This is a genomic window from Cupriavidus necator, from assembly GCF_040578825.1.
Taxonomy (GTDB): domain Bacteria; phylum Pseudomonadota; class Gammaproteobacteria; order Burkholderiales; family Burkholderiaceae; genus Cupriavidus; species Cupriavidus necator_E.
Genome location: NZ_JBEFLI010000050.1, coordinates 21,842 through 42,037 on the forward strand (window position 1 = coordinate 21,842; position 20,196 = coordinate 42,037).

Annotated in this window: 19 protein-coding genes; 3 read left to right on the plus strand and 16 right to left on the minus strand. The window is 67.5% G+C overall.

Annotated elements, in window-relative coordinates; translation table 11 throughout:
* Positions 1-253: 253 nt before the first annotated feature.
* Positions 254-1,165, plus strand: a complete 912-nt coding sequence (gene nodI, locus AB1I47_RS22555; RefSeq protein ID WP_354685936.1) for a nodulation factor ABC transporter ATP-binding protein NodI — start codon at positions 254-256, stop codon at positions 1,163-1,165.
* Positions 1,166-1,179: 14 nt separating this feature from the next.
* A complete protein-coding gene (locus AB1I47_RS22560; RefSeq protein ID WP_354685937.1) occupies positions 1,180-2,055 on the plus strand; it encodes an ABC transporter permease in 876 nt (291 codons plus the stop codon).
* A 16-nt stretch (positions 2,056-2,071) separates the two neighbouring features.
* Here AB1I47_RS22560 and sugE read toward each other — a convergent pair whose 3' ends face one another.
* Positions 2,072-2,392, minus strand: coding sequence for a quaternary ammonium compound efflux SMR transporter SugE (sugE, locus tag AB1I47_RS22565; protein WP_354685938.1), 321 nt, complete (start codon positions 2,390-2,392; stop codon positions 2,072-2,074).
* Here sugE and AB1I47_RS22570 point away from each other — a divergent pair.
* The gene (locus AB1I47_RS22570; RefSeq protein WP_354685939.1) at positions 2,386-2,688 is read left to right on the plus strand and encodes a hypothetical protein; all 303 of its coding nucleotides are present in this window, start codon (positions 2,386-2,388) and stop codon (positions 2,686-2,688) included. The two genes, sugE and AB1I47_RS22570, sit on opposite strands and share 7 nt — an antisense overlap.
* 6 nt (positions 2,689-2,694) lie before the next feature.
* Here the strand turns inward: AB1I47_RS22570 and AB1I47_RS22575 are convergent, their stop codons facing one another.
* From AB1I47_RS22575 to leuB, 15 genes are all read right to left on the minus strand, one after another.
* Positions 2,695-3,900, minus strand: a complete 1,206-nt coding sequence (locus AB1I47_RS22575) for an O-succinylhomoserine sulfhydrylase (protein ID WP_354685940.1) — start codon at positions 3,898-3,900, stop codon at positions 2,695-2,697.
* Positions 3,901-4,242: 342 nt separating this feature from the next.
* Positions 4,243-5,769, minus strand: coding sequence for an amidophosphoribosyltransferase (purF, locus tag AB1I47_RS22580; protein WP_354685941.1), 1,527 nt, complete (start codon positions 5,767-5,769; stop codon positions 4,243-4,245).
* A 109-nt stretch (positions 5,770-5,878) separates the two neighbouring features.
* On the minus strand, positions 5,879-6,376 hold the full coding sequence (locus AB1I47_RS22585; protein WP_354685942.1) for a CvpA family protein: 498 nt from the start codon (positions 6,374-6,376) through the stop codon (positions 5,879-5,881).
* 42 nt (positions 6,377-6,418) lie between these two features.
* Complete coding sequence (locus AB1I47_RS22590; RefSeq protein WP_354685964.1) at positions 6,419-7,159, minus strand: SPOR domain-containing protein; 741 nt, start codon at positions 7,157-7,159, stop codon at positions 6,419-6,421.
* A 107-nt stretch (positions 7,160-7,266) separates the two neighbouring features.
* Complete coding sequence (gene folC, locus AB1I47_RS22595; RefSeq protein WP_354685943.1) at positions 7,267-8,577, minus strand: bifunctional tetrahydrofolate synthase/dihydrofolate synthase; 1,311 nt, start codon at positions 8,575-8,577, stop codon at positions 7,267-7,269.
* 156 nt (positions 8,578-8,733) lie between these two features.
* On the minus strand, positions 8,734-9,606 hold the full coding sequence (gene accD, locus AB1I47_RS22600; RefSeq protein WP_354685944.1) for an acetyl-CoA carboxylase, carboxyltransferase subunit beta: 873 nt from the start codon (positions 9,604-9,606) through the stop codon (positions 8,734-8,736).
* A gap of 180 nt (positions 9,607-9,786) precedes the next feature.
* Positions 9,787-10,584, minus strand: a complete 798-nt coding sequence (gene trpA, locus AB1I47_RS22605; protein ID WP_354685945.1) for a tryptophan synthase subunit alpha — start codon at positions 10,582-10,584, stop codon at positions 9,787-9,789.
* Position 10,585: 1 nt separating this feature from the next.
* A complete protein-coding gene (locus tag AB1I47_RS22610; RefSeq protein WP_354685946.1) occupies positions 10,586-11,497 on the minus strand; it encodes a DNA-methyltransferase in 912 nt (303 codons plus the stop codon).
* Positions 11,497-12,690, minus strand: coding sequence for a tryptophan synthase subunit beta (gene trpB / locus AB1I47_RS22615; RefSeq protein WP_354685947.1), 1,194 nt, complete (start codon positions 12,688-12,690; stop codon positions 11,497-11,499). Before trpB ends, AB1I47_RS22610 begins: the two co-directional genes overlap by 1 nt.
* A gap of 115 nt (positions 12,691-12,805) precedes the next feature.
* Complete coding sequence (locus AB1I47_RS22620) at positions 12,806-13,537, minus strand: phosphoribosylanthranilate isomerase (RefSeq protein WP_354685948.1); 732 nt, start codon at positions 13,535-13,537, stop codon at positions 12,806-12,808.
* Entirely contained in the window at positions 13,524-14,342 is an 819-nt protein-coding gene (truA, locus tag AB1I47_RS22625; protein WP_354685949.1) for a tRNA pseudouridine(38-40) synthase TruA, read from the minus strand. Before truA ends, AB1I47_RS22620 begins: the two co-directional genes overlap by 14 nt.
* 150 nt (positions 14,343-14,492) lie before the next feature.
* Positions 14,493-17,321: a FimV/HubP family polar landmark protein gene (locus tag AB1I47_RS22630; RefSeq protein ID WP_354685950.1), complete on the minus strand. Its 2,829-nt coding sequence runs from the start codon at positions 17,319-17,321 to the stop codon at positions 14,493-14,495.
* A gap of 325 nt (positions 17,322-17,646) precedes the next feature.
* On the minus strand, positions 17,647-18,783 hold the full coding sequence (gene asd / locus AB1I47_RS22635; RefSeq protein WP_354685951.1) for an aspartate-semialdehyde dehydrogenase: 1,137 nt from the start codon (positions 18,781-18,783) through the stop codon (positions 17,647-17,649).
* Between the two features lie 90 nt (positions 18,784-18,873).
* Positions 18,874-19,005, minus strand: a complete 132-nt coding sequence (locus tag AB1I47_RS22640) for a hypothetical protein (protein WP_354685952.1) — start codon at positions 19,003-19,005, stop codon at positions 18,874-18,876.
* A 112-nt stretch (positions 19,006-19,117) separates the two neighbouring features.
* Positions 19,118-20,185, minus strand: coding sequence for a 3-isopropylmalate dehydrogenase (gene leuB / locus AB1I47_RS22645; protein WP_354685953.1), 1,068 nt, complete (start codon positions 20,183-20,185; stop codon positions 19,118-19,120).
* Between the last annotated feature and the right edge of the window lie 11 nt (positions 20,186-20,196).

A 20,196-nucleotide genomic window follows, 5' to 3' on the forward strand; every position in this document is an offset into this window, starting at 1 on the left:
CGCCGCCTGCTGCTCCGGCAGCAAGGCATAAAAAACCGCCAGTTCGCTGGCGGTTTTTTTATGCCCGCGCGCCTTTCCCTGCCGCTTTCCCTGCCGCTTTCCCTGCCGCTTTCCCTGCCGCTTTCCCTGCCGCTTTCCCTGCCGCTTTCCCTGCCGAGGCCTTTGCTGCACTGCGCCACCTGAGCGCATTTCCAATGACCGGCATAATGGCGGATATTGCGCCCCCGCTGCGGGCGCGCCACCGGACCCTGTCTTGACTGCCATCCTCCAGTTGCGCAAGGTGCGCAAGCAATACGGCGACACGGTCGTGGTCGACGACCTCGATCTGCAGGTGTTTCGCGGCCAGTGCTTCGGGCTGTTGGGCCCTAACGGCGCCGGCAAGACCACGACCCTGCGCCTGCTGCTGGGCCTGACCACGCCCATGGCCGGCACGCTGACGCTGTGCGGCGAGCCCATCCCGGAGCGCGCGCCGCAGGCGCGCATGCGCGTGGGCGTGGTGCCGCAGTTCGACAACCTCGACCCGGACTTCTCGGTGATAGAGAACCTGCGCATCTTCGGACGCTACTTCGGGCTGTCGTCCGCCGAGATCGAGCGGCGCGTGCCGATGCTGCTGGAATTCGCCCGGCTGGAGAACCGCGCCGACGCGCAGGTGCGCGACCTCTCCGGCGGCATGCGCCGCCGCCTGACGGTGGCGCGCGCACTGATCAACGACCCCGACCTGCTGGTGATGGACGAGCCCACCACCGGCCTGGACCCGCAGGCGCGCCACCTGATCTGGGAGCGGCTCAAGTCACTGATGGCCAGCGGCAAGACCATCCTGCTGACCACGCACTTCATGGAAGAAGCCGAGCGGCTGTGCAACTACCTGTGCGTGATCGACGGCGGGCACAAGATCGCCGAAGGCAAGCCGCACGAGCTGATCGACAGCCAGATCGGCTGCGATGTGGTCGAAGTCTATGGCGATGAACTGGACACGCTGCGCGGCAGCCTGACACCGCTGGCGCAGCGCACCGAAATGAGCGGCGAGACGCTGTTCTGCTACGTGCGCGAGCCGGCCCCGCTGCTGGCCGCGCTGCACGGCAGGAGCGGCGTGCGCTACCTGCACCGCCCGGCCAACCTGGAGGATGTGTTCCTCAAGCTGACCGGCCGCGAGATGCGGGACTGAACCGAGGGACGGACATGAGCGAACAGGATCCCCGCGCGGATACCCCCGAAAGCACCGCTGCCGTGACTGCGCGCCACCGCGACCGCGCCGCGGCGGGTGCGCGCCAGACCTATCCGCAGCCGCTGCTGCCGCGCAATATGCGCAACTGGATGATGGTCTGGTACCGCAACTACATGGTGTGGAAGAAGCTGGCCATCCCGTCGATGATCGGCAACCTGGCCGACCCGATGATCTACCTGTTCGGCCTGGGCCTCGGGCTGGGGCTGATGGTGGGCCAGGTCAACGGCGTCTCGTATATCGCCTTCCTCGCCGCCGGCACCACCGCCTCGAGCGTGATGATGTCGGCCAGCTTCGAGTCGATGTACTCGGCGTTCTCGCGCATGCATGTGCAGCGCACCTGGGAAGCGATCATGCACGCGCCGCTGACGCTGGGCGACGTGGTGCTGGGCGAGATCTTCTGGGCGGCCAGCAAGGCGGTGCTGTCGGGGCTGGCGATCATGCTGGTGGCGGGCGCGCTCGGTTATGCGCAGATGCCCGGCGCGCTGCTGGCGCTGCCGGTGATCGTGCTGGCGGGCATCGCCTTTGCGGCGCTGGCGATGATCGTCACCGCGCTGGCGCCGAGCTATGACTTCTTCATGTTCTACCAGACGCTGGTGATGACGCCAATGCTGCTGCTGTCGGGGGTGTTCTTCCCGCTGGAGCAGTTGCCCGAAGGCGTGCAGGCGGCCACCAAGCTGTTGCCGCTGTCGCATGCGGTCGCGCTGATCCGGCCGCTGATGCTGGGCCGGCCGCTCGACGACGTCGGCCTGCATGTCGGCGTGCTGGCCGCCTATGCGGCGGTGGCGCTGATCGCCTCGCTGGTGCTGCTGCGCCGGCGCCTGCTGCGCTGAATGAAAACCGCCGGGCTCAGGCGCTGCCCACCAGCTTGAGCCCGGCAATCCCGCACACGATCAGGCCGATACAGGCGAGGCGCGCCGCGGTGGCGGGCTCGTTGAAGAGTATGATGCCGAAGATCGCGGTGCCGACCGCGCCGATACCGGTCCATACCGCATAGCCGGTCCCGACCGGAATGTGACGCAGCGCCAGCGCCAGCAGCACCACGCTGATCGCCATGCCGGCCAGCGTGATGGCGCTGGGCACCAGCCGCGTGAATCCGTCGGTGTACTTGAGTCCGATCGCCCAGACCACCTCAAACAGCCCCGCGAGGGCCAGCAGTGTCCATGCCATACCGAAAATTCCCGTTGCGCCGTGCCGCTCGCAACGATAGCGGAGAATCCGCCACCCTGCAGCGCGCCGCCCTCGCGTTGGGGGCCGTCCTGGCGACTGCCGCGCTATCCGGCTGCATGGTCGTCGGTGCCACCGTGGCCGTCGGCAGCGCCGCGGTGTCGACGGCGGCCACCGTCGGCTCGGCCGCTGTCAGCGTTGCCTCGACCGCGGTGGAAACCACTTATGACGTCACTGCCGCCGGCGTGAAAGCCGTGGCCGGCAGCGACGAGCCCGCGCCGCCGCAGCCGGCGCAGTAACCCGCGTCAGTCCCCCAGGCCGCGCAGCAGGTCGGCCTTCAGGTCCGCGACCGACTCCAGCCCTACCGCCAGCCGGATCAGCCCTTCGCCCACGCCCGCGGCCGCCTTGGCCTCGGGGCTCACGCGCGCATGCGTGGTGGTGTACGGGTGCGTGATGGTGGTGCGGGTATCGCCCAGGTTGCCGGTGATCGAGCACAGCCGCGTGCTGTCGATCACGCGCCAGGCGTTGGCACGCTGCTGCTCGGGCGTGGCGCCCTTCAGTTCGAACGACACGATCGCACCGCCGCCGCTCTGCTGGCGCATCGCGATCTCATGCTGCGGGTGCGACTTCAGCGCGGGGTGGAACACGCGCGCCACCGCCGGGTGCGACTCCAGGAACTGCGCCAGCGCCAGCGCGCTGGCCGAATGGCGCTCCATCCGGATCGCCAGCGTCTCCATGCCCTTGAGCAGCACCCATGCGTTGAACGCCGACAGCGTCGGGCCTGCGGTGCGCACGAACGGGAACACCTTGCCCATGATGAAATCGTGCGTGCCCAGCACCGCGCCGCCCAGCACGCGGCCCTGGCCGTCGATATGCTTGGTGGCCGAATGCACCACGATATCGGCGCCGAACTTCATCGGCTGCTGCAGCGCCGGCGAACAGAAACAGTTGTCCACCACCAGCAGCGCGTTGGCGTCATGGGCGATCTCGGCCACGGCGGCAATGTCAGCCACTTCGGTCAGCGGGTTCGACGGCGTTTCCAGGAAGAACAGCTTGGTGTTCGGGCGCACCGCAGCGCGCCATGCAGCCAGGTCGGTCGGATCGACGTAGGTGGTCTCCACGCCGAACTTGCCGAAGATGTTGTTGAACAGCGTCATGGTCGAGCCGAAGATCGCGCGCGAGCTGACCAGGTGGTCGCCCGCCTGCATCGACGACAGCACCACCGACAGGATCGCGCTCATGCCCGACGCGGTCGCCATGCAGGCCTGCGCGCCTTCCAGCGCGGCCAGCCGCGACTGGAACATCGACACGGTCGGGTTGGTGAAGCGCGAGTAGGTGAAGCCCTCTTCCGAGTTGACGAAGCGTTCGGCGGCTTCGGCGGCGCTGTTGAAGCAGAAGCTCGAGGTCAGGTACATGGCCTCGGAATGCTCCATGAATTCGCTGCGCAGCGTGCCGGCGCGCACGCCAAGGGTATCGATGCCGAGCGATTCGGGATTGAGCGGTTCGTTCATGCTGGTAGCGCGGTCGTACCCGCGCGAATGCGGTGGTTTCAACGGGCCGGCGCCTGTGCGGTGGACAAGCGCGCGGCCATGAAAAAAGCCCGTGCGATCGGGTGGTCGGATCGACGGGCTTGCTGTTCTGCGGAGGCCTTCGGCAGGCTGTGGCGGTGGCTCGGCCAGTTGTGCAGGGACTGCGCAAACCGGCAAACGTTGCTGACCGCCATCTCGACCGCCATCTCTTTAGCTGTTTCGGGCTGGACCCGCGTCCGCAAGCTGACTATCAAATCGACGCCCGGCCATGTTACGGCCGGGCTCCGCATTCGTCAACGCGCGGGGGCGCGGACGGCGACCGGCTTACTCGTTGCCGCCCGAACGCTGCAGGTGCAGCTGCGAGCGCTCGGTATCGCCGGTGCCGTCACGGTCGGCCTGGCTGCGCGCCGTTTCCAGGCGGTCCAGGTAGGCCTCGTCGATATCGCCGGTGATATAGCGGCCATCGAAGCACGACGCGTCGAAGTCCCTCAGGGCCGGGTTGATGTCGCGCACCGCCTGCTTCATCGCTTCCACGTCCTGGTACACCAGCTTGTCCGCGCCGATGATCTTCGCGATTTCTTCGTGCGTGCGGTTGTGGGCCACCAGTTCGCTGCGAGTCGGCATGTCAATGCCGTACACATTGGGGAACTTCACCGGCGGCGCGGCCGAGGCGAAGATCACCTTGTTGGCGCCCGCGTCGCGCGCCATCTGCACGATCTCGAACGAGGTGGTGCCGCGCACGATCGAGTCGTCGACGATCAGCACGTTCTTGCCCTTGAATTCGACACCCATGGCGTTGAGCTTCTGGCGCACTGACTTCTTGCGCACCGCCTGGCCGGGCATGATGAAGGTGCGGCCGACATAGCGGTTCTTGAAGAAGCCTTCGCGGTAGTTCACGCCCAGGCGGTTGGCCACCTGCATCGCGGCCGGACGGCTGGAATCCGGGATCGGCATCACCACGTCGATGTCGCCGGCCGACACTTCCTCGCGGATCTTCTCGGCCAGGTAGTCGCCCATGCGCAGTCGCGCATCGTAGACCGGCACGCCATCGATGCACGAATCCGGGCGGGCCAGGTAGACGTACTCGAAAATGCAGGGCGTCAGCACCGGGTTGTCGGCGCACTGCTTGCTATAGAGCTTGCCGTCCAGGTCGATGAAGATCGCTTCGCCCGGCGCCACGTCGCGCTCGAGCTTGTAGCCGATGCCTTCCAGCGCCACGGATTCGGATGCGACCATCCATTCCTTGCCGGTCGGGGTTTCGATGCTGCCCAGGCATAGCGGGCGGATGCCGAACGGGTCGCGCACCGCCAGCATGCCGTAGCCGGCGATCTGCGCGGCAATCGCGTACGAGCCGCGCACGCGGCGGTGCAGGCCGCTCACTGCCCTGAAGATCGTGTCCGGGTCCAGCGCCATGCCGCTGCTGGCACGCTGCAGCTCGTCAGCCAGCACATTCAGCAGCACTTCCGTATCGGAGTGCGTGTTGATGTGGCGGCGGTCGCGCCGGAACATCTCCTCGCGCAGCTGCTCCCAGTTGGTCAGGTTGCCGTTATGCGCCAGGATCACGCCGTACGGCGCGTTGACGTAGAACGGTTGCGCCTCTTCCTCGCTCGACGCCGAACCGGCGGTCGGGTAGCGCACCTGGCCGATGCCTGCGGCACCCGGCAGGCCGCGCATATTGCGGGTGCGGAAGACATCGCGCACCAGGCCGTTGGCCTTGTGCATGTGGAAAGTACTGCCGTTGGCGGTGGCGATGCCGGCAGCATCCTGTCCGCGATGTTGCAACAACAGCAGGCTGTCGTAAATCAATTGGTTGACAGGCGTGGCTGAAACCACACCGACGATACCGCACATTGCCAAGCTCCCAGGAAAGGCTTTGAATCAGGGGGCGCAGCCTGGTCCGGCACTGTTCCGGACCTCAAGGCCTGCGTTGGTTACTACCTGCCGGGCACCATGCCCGGCTTCATGTCTTGACGTATTTCGCCAGCTCCGGCGGCAGCCATGGCTTCACGCTTTCCATGGCCTGCATCACATAAGGGCGGCTCACCGCGTCGCGCCAGAACGGTTCTTCCGGCAGTTTGGTGAGGCTGGCCAGCGTGACCATCACCATCACCAGCAGCGCGCCGCGCAGCAATCCGAATACCAGCCCCAGCCCGCGGTCGGCCGGCTTGAGCCCGGTGCTCTCCAGCAGCTGCCCGACCACCATGCCGGCCAGCGAGGCCCCGAGCACGGTGCCGATCAGCACCACCACGAAGCCCAGCGCATGACGGGCCAGTTCGCCGCCCGGCAATGACTCGGGCATCCAGCCCGCTGCCACCGCGCCGAAGCGGAACGCCATCCAGAACGCCACCACCCAGCCGATCAGCGACAGCACCTCGCGCACCAGGCCGCGCAGCACGCCCAGCATGGCGGAGGCCAGCAGGATGAAGACCACGGCGTAATCGAAGAAAGTCGGCTGCATCGTTTGCTTGCGGCTACGCTCGTGCGCAGGCCGCGTAGGCCCTTACTGTTCCACGACCCGCGAGGTCAGGCCGACCGCGCGCACGCGCTTGTCGGCGGCGTCGGCGGCTTCGCGGTCGCTGAAGGGGCCGGCACGCAGCAGGATGCGCTCGCCATCGGCCAGCACTTTCTTCTCGACATAGGCCGGCACTTTGCTCGCCTTGAGCTTGGCGAGCCAGTTCTTCGCCCGTTCTTCGGACGAGAACGCGCCGATCAGGATCAGGTACTTGCCGCTGCCGGCGGGCTTGGCTTCGGGCCTGGCCTCGGCGCGCTGGGCCGGCTTGTCGGCGGGCTTGTCAGCCGCGGCCGTGGCCGCGGGCTTCTGCGGCGTGCTGACGATTTCCTCGCCGGCGTCCAGCGCCGCCGCGTCGTTGCGCGGGGACGAGGTGGACGACGTGGGCGGCAGCGGGTCGGCCTTGCGCGGCTCCACCTTGGGCTTTTGCGAGGACCCGGTCACCCCGTTGGTGACCTTGACCGCGACATCGTCGGACACCGGCCGCGGCTTGGTCTCGAATACGATCGGCAGCACGATCACGGCTGCCACCACCAGCACCACGGCGCCGATCAGGCGGCGGCGTGCGCGCTGTTTCTGCGGGAATTCAGGGTCCAGCGTGTCGTCGGCATATTCCTCGGCCAGGCGGCGCGACGAAGCAATGCCTGCACCCGGGTCGGTGCGCTGGCGCCGCGCACGCTCTGGTGCCGGGTCGTTGCCCTTGCGGGAAGAAAACAGCGAAAGCAGGCCCATAGATTGGTTCGGTGCGACGGCCATGGGGGCCGGTCCTTGCAGTTGCCGCTCAGCGAGCGCCCATGATCGTCGGGATTGGTCCTTCAGCGCAGGAAAGCCCTGGCGCTTCAGTTCGCCTGCGTGGCCCGATAGGCCATGACGCCGGCGACGGTATAGAACGATCCGAAGACCAGAATTCTATCATTCTCGGTGGCTCGCTCGATGGCGTCGCGGAATGCCGCCTCCGGGCTGGAGAAACACGCCGCGGTGGCATCGGGGCCGGGGCGGAATCCGTTCGCCTCCAGCTTCGCCAGCAGGTCGGCGGCGCTGGCCGCGCGCTCCGTCGGCAGGTCGCACAGGCACCAGTGGTCGACCTTGTCGGCCACGTGCTGCAGCACCCCGGCGATATCCTTGTCCTGCATCGAGCCGAACACCGCGTAGGTGTAGCGGAAGAAGCCCATATTCTCCAGGTTCTGTCCCAGCGTGGCCGCCGCATGCGGATTGTGCGCCACGTCGAGGACCACCGCCGGCCGTCCCGGCAGCACCTGGAAGCGCCCCGGCAGTTCCACGAAGGCCAGTCCGTTGCGGACTTCCTGTGCGCTCACCGGCAGGCGCGGGCGCATGGCCTGCAGCGCAGCCAGTGCCGCGGCCGCATTCAGCAACTGATTGGCGCCGCGCAGCGCCGGGTAGCCCAGGCCGTTGAGCTTGCGGTCGCCGCCGCTCCAGTCCCATTGCTGCCGCTCCTGGCCCTTGGCGGCCTGGAAATGGAAATCGCGGCCCACCAGCCACAGCTCGGCGCCGATGGCCTCGGCGTGCGCCACCAGCGACTTGGGCGGCACCGGGTCGCCGCAGATCGCCGGCACGCCCGGGCGGAAGATGCCGGCCTTCTCGAAGCCGATCTCCTCGCGGGTATGGCCCAGGTACTGGGTATGGTCGATATCGACGCTGGTGATGATGGCGCAGTCGGTATCGATCACATTGACCGCATCCAGCCGCCCGCCCAGCCCCACCTCGAGGATGATCGCGTCGAGCCCGGCCCCGGCAAAGGCATGGATGATCGCCAGCGTGGTGAACTCGAAATAGGTCAGGCTGATGGGGTCGGCAAAGCTGGTGCGCGCGCGCTCGACTGCCTCGAAATGCGGCAGCAACTGCGCATCGGTGGCCATTTCGCCGTTGATGCGCGCGCGTTCGTTGAACGAGATCAGGTGCGGCGAGGTATGGCAGCCGACCTTGTAGCCCGCCTCCAGCAGGATGCGCTCAAGCATCGCGCAGGTCGAGCCCTTGCCGTTGGTGCCACCCACGGTGAACACCACCGCGTCAATGCGCAGCCCGAGGGCCTCCTTCACGCGCGTGATGCGCGTCAGGCCCATGTCGATGCCCACGGGGTGGGCGGTTTCGAGATGGGCTAGCCATTCGGGAAGGGTGTGGAAGACAGGCATGGGGGTGCTCGGAATGCTTTGCTACTAGATTTGGCCAGATGGCCTCAAAGTCAAGCCTGGCCGCGCCCCGCGCAGCGTACTGCCCGGCGATCGCGTCCAGCAAAAGCAAAAGGCGCGGTCAACGCCCGCGCCCTCGCTCCAACCGTTCGATACGGCTTATGCCACCGCGTCCGCAGGCTGCTTCTGCAGCAGCGCCAGCAGTTGCGCCAGTTCCGCGCGCAGCTTGCGGCGGTCGACGATCATGTCGATGGCGCCCTTCTGGATCAGGAACTCCGAACGCTGGAAGCCTTCGGGCAGCTTCTCGCGCACGGTCTGCTCGATCACGCGCGGGCCGGCAAAGCCGATCAGCGCCTTGGGCTCGGCGATCACGACGTCGCCCAGGAAGGCGAACGATGCCGATACGCCGCCCATGGTCGGGTCGGTCAGCACGCTGATGAACGGCAGCTTGCTCGCGCTGAGCTGGTTCAGCATCGCGGTGGTCTTGGCCATCTGCAGCAGCGACAGCAGGCTTTCCTGCATGCGCGCGCCGCCAGTGGCGGTAAAGCAGATGAACGGCACCTTCTGCTCGAGCGCGGCCTGCGCGCCGCGCACGAAGCGCTCGCCCACCACCGAGCCCATCGAGCCGCCCATGAACTCGAACTCGAAGCAGCTCGCCACCACCGGGATGGTGTGGATCGCGCCACCCATCACCACCATGGCGTCGGTCTCGCCGGTGTCGTCCATGGCCGCCTTGATGCGGTCCGGGTACTTCTTGGAATCCTTGAACTTGAGCGCGTCGACCGGCACGATTTCCTGGCCGATCTCATAGCGGCCTTCGGCGTCGAGCAGCGCATCCAGGCGCGCCCGCGCGCTGATGCGCATATGGTGGTCGCACTTGGGGCAGACGTGCAGGTTGGCCTCGACGTCGGTCCGGTACAGCGTGGACTCGCACGACGGGCACTTGACCCACAACCCCTCCGGGATGCCCTTGCGGGTGCGGGGGTCGGTCTGTTGAATCTTGGGGGGCAGGAGTTTATCCAACCAGCTCATGAAAGCTCCTTTCGGATAGCTGCGGTCCGCCGGCAAACCCTCTGTCAGGGCGAACATCGGCGGATGGCAGGGAATCAACCCGCAAATTTACCACGCCGGGCCGGGGAGCTCTAAGCGGAACACGCCGCTTGAGAACGGCGAGCCACTTTTGAGCGACCATCGGGCCGGGATTACATCACTTCAGCGGTCCAGCGCTTCGCGGATCTCAGCGATAAACGCCCGCAGCGTCGCCACCGCCTGCTCTCGCGGCGTGTCTTCCAGCAGCTGCACCAGCCGGCTGCCGATCACGACAGCATCGGCCACGCTGCCGATCGCGCGCGCGGTCTGCGCATCGCGGATGCCGAAGCCTACACCCACCGGCAGGTTGGCGTGCTGCTTGATCAGCGGCAGCCGCGCCGCCACGCTGTCGAGGTCGATCGCGGCCGAGCCGGTCACGCCCTTGAGCGACACGTAGTACAGGTAACCGCTGGCCACGCGCGCCACCGCTTCGATGCGCGCATCGGTCGAGGTCGGCGCCAGCAGGAAGATCGGGTCCATGCCGTTGTCGCGCATCAGCGTGGCGAACGACTCGCACTCCTCGGGCGGATAGTCGACCACCAGCACGCCGTCGACGCCGGCCTCGCGCGCGGCCGCGGCAAACGCCTGCTCGCCCATGCGCTCGATCGGGTTGGCATAGCCCATCAGCACCACCGGGGTTTCGGCGTTGGTCTGGCGGAACTCGCGCACCCACTGCAGCACCTGCGTCAGCGACACGCCCTGCGCCAGCGCGCGCTCGGAGGCGCGCTGGATCACCGGGCCGTCGGCCATCGGGTCGGAGAACGGCACGCCCAGCTCGATCACATCGGCGCCGCCCGCCACCAGCGCGTGCATCAGCGCCACGGTCAGGCCCGGCTCGGGATCGCCGGCGGTGATAAACGGAATCAGGCCCTTCTTCTGCTGCGCGGCCAGCGCCGCGAACGTCTTCTGGATACGGGACATATCAGGGAATCAGGTGAGGCCGCGGCGCCGGCGAGGCATCGTCATTGGCGGCGGCCAGGGTTGGGGTGGCGTCAGGTTCGATGGCCGGCATCGCCTGCGCGGCGGCTGACACGCGCGCGCACGCCACCTGCACGTATTCCGGGTTGATCTCATACCCGACAAAGCGCCGGCCGTGGCGCAGGCAGGCCACCGCGGTGGTGCCGCTGCCGGCAAACGGATCGAGCACCAGCCCGCCCGGCGGGCAGCTCGACAGCACCATCCGCTCGACGATCTCCAGCGGCTTCTGCGTCGGGTGGTTGGCACGCTCCGGGTCCTGGCGGTGGATGCGCGAGATGCTCCACAGGTCCTTGGGGTTGTAGCCAACCTCCAGCCACTTCTTGCCCTCGAAACGCGGGCGGCTGCGCGCCTTCTTGGTCTCGGGGTCGTACGGGATGCGGACCGGGTCGAGATCGAAGTAGTAGTCGCGCGCGCGGGCGAAGAAGCCGATGTTGTCGTGCACCGATGAGAATTTGCGCGTGGTGCCGCCCATGCTGGGCACGCGGCGGTCCCAGATGATCTCGTTGATCATCGTCAGCCGCCGCTTGAGCATCACGAACAGCTCGGGCGAATACTGCCAGGTGCAGAACAGGTAGAGCGTGCCCCTGGGCGCGAGCTTGGGCACGACCGCATCCATCCAGCGCTCGGACCAGTCGAGATACGCCTGGCCCGACAGCAGGTCGGAATCGTTGCCGTAGTCCTTGCCCAGGCCGTACGGGGGATCGGCGACGATCAGGTCGACCGAGCCGTCCGGCAGGCGGGCAATGCCCTCGAACATGTCTTCCTGGAACAGCTGCAGCGGCGGCGCTTCGGGATGCGCAGGCAGGGCATCCGCCCCGCCCACGGCCAGTCCGGCGGTATGAGGCAGCGCGCGCATCAGAGCTTGAGCCCCGCGCGCTCGGCCACGGTGTGCATGTCCTTGTCGCCGCGCCCGGACAGGTTCACCAGCAGCAGCTTGTCCTTGGGCAGCGTCGGCGCCAGCTTGCAGGCATAGGCGATGGCGTGGCTGGACTCCAGGGCCGGGATGATGCCCTCGATGCGGCAGCAGTCGTGGAAGGCCTTCAGCGCTTCCTCGTCGGTGATCGGCACGTACTGCGCGCGGCCGCTGTCCTTGAGCCAGGCGTGCTCGGGGCCGACGCCGGGATAGTCCAGGCCCGCGGACACCGAATGCGTCTCGATGATCTGGCCGTTGTCGTCCTGCAGCAGGTAGGTGCGGTTGCCGTGCAGCACGCCGGGCGTGCCACCGGTCAGCGAGGCCGCATGGCGGCCGGTATCGAGGCCGTCGCCGGCGGCTTCGACGCCGATCAGCTGCACGTCCTGGTGCTCGATATAGGGATAGAAGATGCCCATCGCATTGGAGCCGCCGCCGACGCAGGCGATCACCGCATCCGGCTGGCGCCCGGTCATCTCCGGCATCTGCACCTTGGCTTCCTCGCCGATCACGCACTGGAAGTCGCGCACCATCATCGGATACGGGTGCGGGCCGGCCACGGTGCCGATGATGTAGAACGTGTTCTCGACGTTGGTGACCCAGTCGCGCATGGCTTCATTGAGTGCGTCCTTGAGCGTGCGCGAGCCGCTTTCCACGGGCACCACGGTCGCGCCCAGCAGCTTCATGCGGTAGACGTTGGCGGCCTGGCGCTTGACGTCCTCGGCGCCCATGTAGACCACGCACTCCATGCCGAAGCGCGCGGCGATGGTGGCGGTGGCCACGCCGTGCTGCCCTGCCCCGGTCTCGGCGATCACGCGCGGCTTGCCCATGCGCTTGGCGAGCAGCGCCTGGCCGATGACGTTGTTGATCTTGTGCGCGCCGGTGTGGTTGAGGTCTTCGCGCTTGAAGTAGATCTGCGCGCCGCCGAGCATCTCGCTCCAGCGCTGCGCGTGGTAGATCGGCGACGGGCGGCCGACGAAGTGCTTCAGCTCGCGGCGGAATTCGGCATCGAACTCCGGGTCCTTCTGGTAGTGCGCATAGGCTTCGCGCAGCTCATCCAGCGCGTGGACCAGCGTCTCGGAAACGAAGGTGCCGCCATAGGGGCCGAAATGGCCACGGGAATCGGGCAGGTCGTACATGTCTAGGCTCTTCGGAACAGCGGCCTTGCCTCTCTGTCGGCAAGGGCGCCTGGTTGACTGGGGTGCGCGGTGCCCGCACGGGCGGCATGGACTGGAATCGGAGTTCCCGCCCGGTTCATCCTGCCTCGGCACTGCGGACAGCGCGCACGAACGCGGCAATGCGGGCGTGGTCCTTCACGCCCTTGGCGGCCTCTACCCCGCTGCTGACATCTACAGCGTAGGGCCGCACGCGTTCAATCGCGCCAGCGACGTTTTGCGCGTTCAACCCACCACTCAAAACGATGCGAGGAGCGCCGTTTCCGTTCGGGTTGCTGGGTGCCGGCGCTGTGGCCGGAGCAGTGGGCGGAAGCCATGCCTGGGGTATCAGGGTCCAGTCGAAGACGTGGCCGCCACCGCCGTAGCCTTCGACGAAGGCATCGAGCAGCAGGGCAGCGGCATCACGGTATTGATCGGCGAATTCTACCAAATCGAGCCCCGGGCGCACACGGGCGGCGCGCATAAAGGGCAGCCGGCAGCGTTGCGACGCCTGGGTGCAGAACTGCGGGGTCTCGTCGCCGTGAAGCTGCAGCAGCGTCAGCGGCACGCGCTCGGCCACGTGGGCGATGTCTTCCAGGTCGGCGTTGACGAACAGGCCGGTCACCGCGACGAAGGGACCGGCGGCTTCGGCGAGCGCGGCGGCGCGCGCCACGTCGACATAGCGCGGGCTCTTCGGATAGAACACCAGCCCGATCGCATCGGCACCCGCGTCGACCGCGGCACGCACGTCGTCCTCGCGGGTCAGGCCGCAGATCTTGATACGGGTGCGGGCGGGCCGCATGTGCGCGGCAGTGCCCTCAGGCTGTGTCATCGAACACTCCATGGAAGAGGCTCGCGGACGGGTCGCCCGCGGGGATCTGGTAAGCATCAGGATACTTGACGTCCACCAGGTAGAGGCCATCGGGCATGAAGGTCGGTGCCGCCAGCTTGCGGTCGCGTCCGGCCAGCACCTGTGCCAGCCACTGCGGCGGGTAGCGCTTGCGTCCCACCGCCACCAGGCACCCCATCAGGTTGCGCACCATATGGTGCAGGAAGGCGCTGGCGCGAAAACGCAGGAACACCCAGTTGCCGTCGTCCCGGATGGTGACGTCATACATGGTCTTGACCGGCGATTTGGCCTGGCATTCGGCGGCGCGGAAGGCGGAAAAATCGTGCTCGCCCACCAGGCAGGCGGCGGCCTCGCGCATCGCACCGACGTCGAGCCGCTGGCCCGGCGGCAGCATCTGGTAGCCGGCGCGGCCCTGCACCAGCGGTACGCGGTTCGGGCCGGTGTAGAGCGCGTAGTAGTACATGCGCTCGAACGCCAGGAAGCGGGCATGGAAGCCCTCGTCGACCGGGCGCGCCCACTGCAGCGCGATCGATGGCGGCAGGAAGGCGTTGACGCCGCGCACCCAGGAAAAGGGCTCGCGCTCGAGCGTCGTGTCGAGGTGGATGACCTGGCCCAGCGCATGCACGCCGGTATCGGTGCGCCCCGCCACGGTGGTCAGCAGGCGCACGCCGGCAAAGCGCTCGATGGCGTCTTCCAGGTGATCCTGCACGGTATTGCGGTGCGGCTGCGACTGCCAGCCCGAAAAGGCGGCGCCGTCGTAGTGCAGGCCAAGAGCGATGCGGTTCATGTCAGGGGATCAGGCAGTGCGGCGGCGGGCCATGGGATCGATGGCCCGCCAGAAAAGCAAATGCGCCGGAAGGGACGCTTCCGGCGCATCGCTTCGTGCCGCGGCAGCGCGTGCCGCGGCCGGACCGACAATGATAGCTCAGCCCACCGTTCAGGCCACTTCGAGCAGCAGCGAACGGGCTTCGGACTGCAGCGGTTCCTGCGACTGCTCGACCACTTCCTGCAGCAGCTCGCGCGCCCCTTCCTTGTCGCCGATCTCGATATACGCGCGGGCCAGGTCCAGCTTGATCTGCATGTCCCGTGCGGCGTCGACGCCATCGGTCGACAGCGTGCTGGGCGACACCCCGCGCGCGGTATCGCCGCTGCTTTCGGCCGCCACGCGTTCCAGGTCGATCGGCTCCGTCAGCTTGCCGTCGCGCAGCATGGTCGGCGCGGGCAGCGGCATGGTGGCCTCGTCGAGCGGAGCCTTCGAAGGCGTGGGCTCCTGCGTGCCGGTGCCGAGGTCGAGCGACAGGCCCGACATGTCGAATTCCAGCGGTCGGCCGCGCGTGGGCGTATCGAGGCTCGGCACGTCGGCCAGCGGGTCGGCACTCGCCGGCGGCAGGTCCAGCTCCTGATCAAGGCGAACTGCGGGCTCAGTGCGGTCGTCGTCAGCGCCGAACACCATCGCCGCGGAAGCCGGCGCGACGATCGGATCCCCCGCCGCCGGCGCCGGGAAGGCATCCAGCGGCAGCGCCAGGTCGCCCAGCGAGGGCTCCAGCCGCGGAATCGACGCCGGATCGTGCGATGGATCGCGCGTGCGCCACTGGTCTATGACCGGCGACGCCGTCTCCGGCCCCGCGGCCTGGGCCGTCACCGCCATGTACAGCGCGTTGCCCGGTTCGAGCGCGCGCCCCATTTCTGCTGCCTTCAGCCATTCCGCACCGTGTCCGCCGGTCTGGGCGAACATTTCTTCTGCAATCACGCGGAACCCTTCCACATCCTGTCTGTTGCTGTAAATCTCCAGGAGCTTGAGCCGCACCGGCTGCTGCTCCGGGTTTTTCTCCAGGGCTTCGCGCAGGATTTCCTCCGCCTGCACATCGCGCCCGTAGGCGATATAGACCTCGGCCTCGGCGATCGGGTCGACCTCGTTGGCTTCCGGCGTGTTGTTGCCGATGCGGAAGTCCGCGCCGAACACGCTGTGCTGCGAGGTATCGACGCTCTGCCCGCCGGCCGTGCCGAACAGCGAGTTGGCGCCTGCCATCACCGTGCTTTCCTGCGACAGGATGCTGTCGCCGAAACCGCTGGTCTCGCTGGTCTTCTGTTGCTGGCGGCGGCGATAGATCGCGTAGACGCCGAGCAGCGCCACCAGCAGGCCACCGCCGGGCAGCAGCATCGGATTGGCCAGCAGGCCGTCGAGGAACGACGGCCCGGCCACCGGCTGCGGCGGCTGGACGGCCACCGGCGGTACCGGCCTGGCGGCCGGTGCCGATGCGGCTGCAGGCGTCTGCGGGGTGCTGGCTGCAGCGGCGACCGGGGCCGAGGCTGCGGCCGCCACCGCGGCGGGCGCCGTGGCGTCGGCGGCGCTGGCGCCGGCGGTCACCGGCGCCGGGGCGCTGGCCGCGGGCGTTGCTGTGGTGGCGGGCGCTGTCGGGGCTGCCGCATCCGCCTTTGGCGGCTGGGTCGCCACCACAGCGGGCGCCGCCGCTTCAGCCTTGGCTGCGGCGACCGCCTTGTCCTTCTCGGCCAGCGCGGCCTGGTTGGCCTGGCTCAGCTTGGCGATCTCGGCGTTCTTCAGCTCGAGCAGCTTCTGCATGTCGCCGACGTTCTTTTCGAGTTGCGCCAGACGGTCCTGGGCTTCCTTGAGCTGGCGGTCGCGTGCGACACCGGCTTCGGCCCTGGCGGCGGCATCGGCCTGCGCGCCACGCTCGGCCTTGCTCAGCTTGAGCTCGTCGCGCGCCGTGGTCGGCGCGGCCTGCTCCTGCACGCGGGCGGTCACGTTGCCGGACTGCTGGCGGCCGCTGTCGGGCTCGACCGCCCTGGCGGCGGCAGCGCTGGCCAGGCGGCTGCGGTAGGCATCGAAGCCCTGCGTGCGCGCCACCACCTCGCGGCGCGCGGCCTTCGGCGTGACGGATTGCGCCTGTTGCGCGGTCGGCACCTGCAGCACCGCGCCGCTGCGCAGCCGGTTCATATTGCCGCCGATAAAGGCGTTGGGATTGTTGCGATAGAGCGCGACCAGCATCTGGTCGAGCGACACTGATTCCTGGCCCTGCACCGCTTCGCTTGCGATCGCATAGAGCGTGTCGCCGCGCTGTACGGTATAGCCGCCGCCGGGCGCCATCTCGCTGCTGGCGCCAGCGGCCGGCGCAGCGCGCCTGGCACTCTGGCGGGCCGGGCGTGCGGGCGCCGCAGGCTTGGCGGCCTCCGTGGAGGCGGCCGGTGCGGCTTGCTGTGGCGCCGTAGCGGCAGGCGCCGCTGCCTGCGGCGGGGCCGCGGGCGACGCATCCGGCGTCGCGGCCGGCACCACCGTCGACGGCGAGAAGGCCAGGTTGGAAGGCTTGGACCCGGCGGGGTCAAGCAGGAAGGTATAGGCGCGCGACACCTTGCCGCTGGACCAGCTCATGTCGACCAGGATGTCGACGAACGGCTCGCTGATCGGCTGGGTCGACCTGACCCGCGCCACGTAGCTGCCATTGGGCCGGCGCTCGATGTCCAGCTTCAGGCTGCCGACCGCCGGCAAATAGGTCAGCCCAGCCGCGGCATAGGCCGACGGCGGCGCCAGCTTGACGCTGAGCCCGTTGGCCTCCTCGGCAGTCACCCCACTGATGTCGATCTCAGCCTGCAGCGGCTGCCCCAGATTCGACTGAACCCGCAATTGCCCGAACCCCGCGGCATACGCGGCCGGCTGCGCGAGCAGCAGGCCCAGAGCCGTGACGGCCAGCGTTGACCAGCGCTGACGGGCAGTAGGCGCATCTTTCCGGCGATGTTGGCTCACACTCACCTTTATGCTCCGTTATGTTTTAGTAGCGAAATGAATCGACAAACCGACCCCATAAACCAGGTCCGGCAGGCTGGCGGGACATTCTGAACGCATCCCTTCCCCAACCCGCGCGCGCAGGCGCCGACCCCTGCGAGCCAGGGCGCATGCCGGCGTATTGTGACGCATCGCCCGGAAAAATAGGCGCCCGGATACAACAACGCCGCGCATGGGCGCGGCGTTGTCGGCAAAGCGGTGCATTCTGTTGCCTGCCTGCAACGGACTAATCAGGCAACGGCAGCAGGCAACCGCGGCAGGGGATCGCGGCACAGCGCCGATCAGGACTCGATCAGGACTCGATCAGGATACGCAGCATGCGGCGCAGCGGCTCGGCCGCGCCCCACAGCAGCTGGTCGCCGACCGTAAACGCGGACAGGTACTCGCCGCCCATCTGCATCTTGCGCAGGCGGCCGACCGGGATCGTCAGCGTGCCGGTCACGGCAGCCGGGGTCAGGTCGGTCATGCTGGCTTCACGCGTATTCGGCACCACCTTGGCCCACGGGTTGTGAGCGGCCAGCATGCCTTCGATCTCGTCCAGCGGCACGTCCTTGCGCAGCTTGATGGTCAGTGCCTGCGAGTGGCAGCGCATCGCGCCGATACGCACGCACAGGCCGTCGACGGCGATCGGCGTGGCGCCGGTCGCACCCAGGAAGCCTTCGCCGCGGCCCAGGATCTTGTTGGTCTCGGCGCCGCCCTTCCATTCTTCCTTGGACTGGCCGTTGCCCAGGTCCTTGTCGATCCAGGGGATCAGGTTGCCGGCCAGCGGCACGCCGAACTGCTTGGTCTCTTCGGCGGACAGGCCGTGCTGGGTCGCCAGGATGGTGCGGTCGATTTCCAGGATGGCCGAGGCCGGGTTATCCAGCAGCGGCTTGACCGACGCGTTCAGCGTGCCGAACTGCGTCAGCAGCTCGCGCATATGCTGGGCACCGCCGCCCGACGCGGCCTGGTATGTCATCGAGGTCATCCACTCGATCAGGTCGGCCTGGAACAGGCCGCCGAGGCCCATCAGCATGCAGCTGACCGTGCAGTTGCCCCCGATAAAATTCTTGACGCCCTTGGACAGCGCGTCCTTGATCACACCCTGGTTGACCGGATCCAGCACGATGATGGCATCGTCCTTCATCCGCAGCGACGACGCCGCGTCGATCCAGTAGCCCTTCCAGCCGGCCTCGCGCAGCTTGGGGAAGACCTCGTTGGTGTAGTCACCGCCCTGGGCGGTCAGCACCACGTCGCACTTCTTCAGTGCCTCGATGTCGTTGGCATCCTTGAGCGTGGTTTCGTTCTTGGCCATGGCGGGCGCCTTGCCGCCGGCGTTGGACGTGCTGAAGAAGACGGGCTCGATATGGTCGAAATCACGCTCTTCCTGCATGCGCTGCATCAGGACGCTGCCGACCATTCCCCGCCAACCGACGAGACCTACAATCATGATTTACCTCGGATGTGATTTTTACTTCCCCGCCATTTTCCTCGCCCGGCGTGGCTGCGCGGGGAAGACGGGCAGGCACGACGAACGGATCTAGGCGATCGCGGTTTTAATAATGGTTTTAATCGTCGTTGCGGTCTGGCCGAGCGAAATCGTGCCGACCGGGCCGCGGGTAGCGGTCAGGACAGCAACAGCAGTCAGGGTGGACTGGGAAAATCGGGCCATCGGCAGAGTCTACACGATTTTGCGGCGCTGCCGCAGCGTGGAGATACGGGAAATAACGGGGACAAATCAGACAAAGGGGCACTACCCGCGCAGCGCCCCCTTCTGGTGTGACTTACAGTGCTGCCAGCACCGCGTCACCCATCTCGCGGGTACCGACCTGCTTGCAACCCGGCGTCAGGATATCGCCGGTGCGGTAGCCCTGGGCCAGCACCTTCTTGACGGCGTTCTCGATGCGGTCGGCCTGCGCGGCCTTGTTCAGCGAATAGCGCAGCATCATCGCCGCCGACAGGATCGTCGCCAGCGGGTTGGCCACGCCCTTGCCGGCGATGTCGGGCGCAGAGCCGTGCGACGGCTCGTACAGGCCCTTGTTGCTGGCATCCAGCGACGCCGACGGCAGCATGCCGATCGAGCCGGTCAGCATGGCGGCCTCGTCCGACAGGATGTCGCCGAACATATTGCCGGTGACGATCACGTCGAAGCTCTTGGGCGCCTTGACCAGCTGCATCGCGGCGTTGTCGACGTACATGTGCGACAGCTCGACCTCTGGATATTCCTTGCTGACGTCGATCACGATGTCCTTCCAGAACTGGAAGGTCTCGAGCACGTTGGCCTTGTCGACGCTGCACAGCTTCTTGCCGCGCTTGGCCGCGGCCTGGAACGCCACGTGGGCGATGCGGCGGATTTCCGGCTCGCTGTAGCGCATGGTGTCGAAGGCCTCGCGCGCGCCCTGGAACAAGCCGTCCGGCGCCTCGCGCACGCCGCGCGGCTGGCCGAAATAGATGTCGCCGTTCAGCTCGCGCACGATCAGGATGTCCAGGCCCGCCACCAGCTCGGGCTTCAGGCTCGAGGCGCCGGTCAGTTCCGGGTAGCAGATCGCCGGACGGAAGTTGGCAAAGAGCTGCAGGTGCTTGCGCAGGCCCAGGATGGCCTGCTCGGGGCGCAGCGGACGCTCCAGGCTGTCGTACTTCCAGTCGCCGACGGCGCCGAACAGGATGGCATCGGCTTCCCTGGCCAGCTTCAGCGTGTTCTCGGGCAGCGGATGGCCTTCGGCCTCGTAGCCGGCGCCGCCCACCGGGGCGGTTTCCAGTTCGAACTTCTCGTCGAGCGCGTTCAGGACCTTGACGGCCTCTGCAACGATTTCGGGACCGATGCCGTCACCCGGCAGGACTGCGATCTTCATTGTTGTCTTTC

Excerpts from the sequence above, each read along its gene's own strand:
- AB1I47_RS22560 (WP_354685937.1), top strand. The coding sequence starts at position 1,180 with ATGAGCGAACAGGATCCCCGCGCGGATACCCCCGAAAGCACCGCTGCC.
- AB1I47_RS22570 (WP_354685939.1), top strand. The coding sequence starts at position 2,386 with ATGCCATACCGAAAATTCCCGTTGCGCCGTGCCGCTCGCAACGATAGC.
- sugE (WP_354685938.1), bottom strand. The coding sequence starts at position 2,392 with ATGGCATGGACACTGCTGGCCCTCGCGGGGCTGTTTGAGGTGGTCTGG.
- AB1I47_RS22575 (WP_354685940.1), bottom strand. The coding sequence starts at position 3,900 with ATGAACGAACCGCTCAATCCCGAATCGCTCGGCATCGATACCCTTGGC.
- purF (WP_354685941.1), bottom strand. The coding sequence starts at position 5,769 with ATGTGCGGTATCGTCGGTGTGGTTTCAGCCACGCCTGTCAACCAATTG.
- AB1I47_RS22585 (WP_354685942.1), bottom strand. The coding sequence starts at position 6,376 with ATGCAGCCGACTTTCTTCGATTACGCCGTGGTCTTCATCCTGCTGGCC.
- AB1I47_RS22590 (WP_354685964.1), bottom strand. The coding sequence starts at position 7,159 with ATGGGCCTGCTTTCGCTGTTTTCTTCCCGCAAGGGCAACGACCCGGCA.
- folC (WP_354685943.1), bottom strand. The coding sequence starts at position 8,577 with ATGCCTGTCTTCCACACCCTTCCCGAATGGCTAGCCCATCTCGAAACC.
- accD (WP_354685944.1), bottom strand. The coding sequence starts at position 9,606 with ATGAGCTGGTTGGATAAACTCCTGCCCCCCAAGATTCAACAGACCGAC.
- trpA (WP_354685945.1), bottom strand. The coding sequence starts at position 10,584 with ATGTCCCGTATCCAGAAGACGTTCGCGGCGCTGGCCGCGCAGCAGAAG.
- AB1I47_RS22610 (WP_354685946.1), bottom strand. The coding sequence starts at position 11,497 with ATGCGCGCGCTGCCTCATACCGCCGGACTGGCCGTGGGCGGGGCGGAT.
- trpB (WP_354685947.1), bottom strand. The coding sequence starts at position 12,690 with ATGTACGACCTGCCCGATTCCCGTGGCCATTTCGGCCCCTATGGCGGC.
- AB1I47_RS22620 (WP_354685948.1), bottom strand. The coding sequence starts at position 13,537 with ATGACACAGCCTGAGGGCACTGCCGCGCACATGCGGCCCGCCCGCACC.
- truA (WP_354685949.1), bottom strand. The coding sequence starts at position 14,342 with ATGAACCGCATCGCTCTTGGCCTGCACTACGACGGCGCCGCCTTTTCG.
- asd (WP_354685951.1), bottom strand. The coding sequence starts at position 18,783 with ATGATTGTAGGTCTCGTCGGTTGGCGGGGAATGGTCGGCAGCGTCCTG.
- AB1I47_RS22640 (WP_354685952.1), bottom strand. The coding sequence starts at position 19,005 with ATGGCCCGATTTTCCCAGTCCACCCTGACTGCTGTTGCTGTCCTGACC.
- leuB (WP_354685953.1), bottom strand. The coding sequence starts at position 20,185 with ATGAAGATCGCAGTCCTGCCGGGTGACGGCATCGGTCCCGAAATCGTT.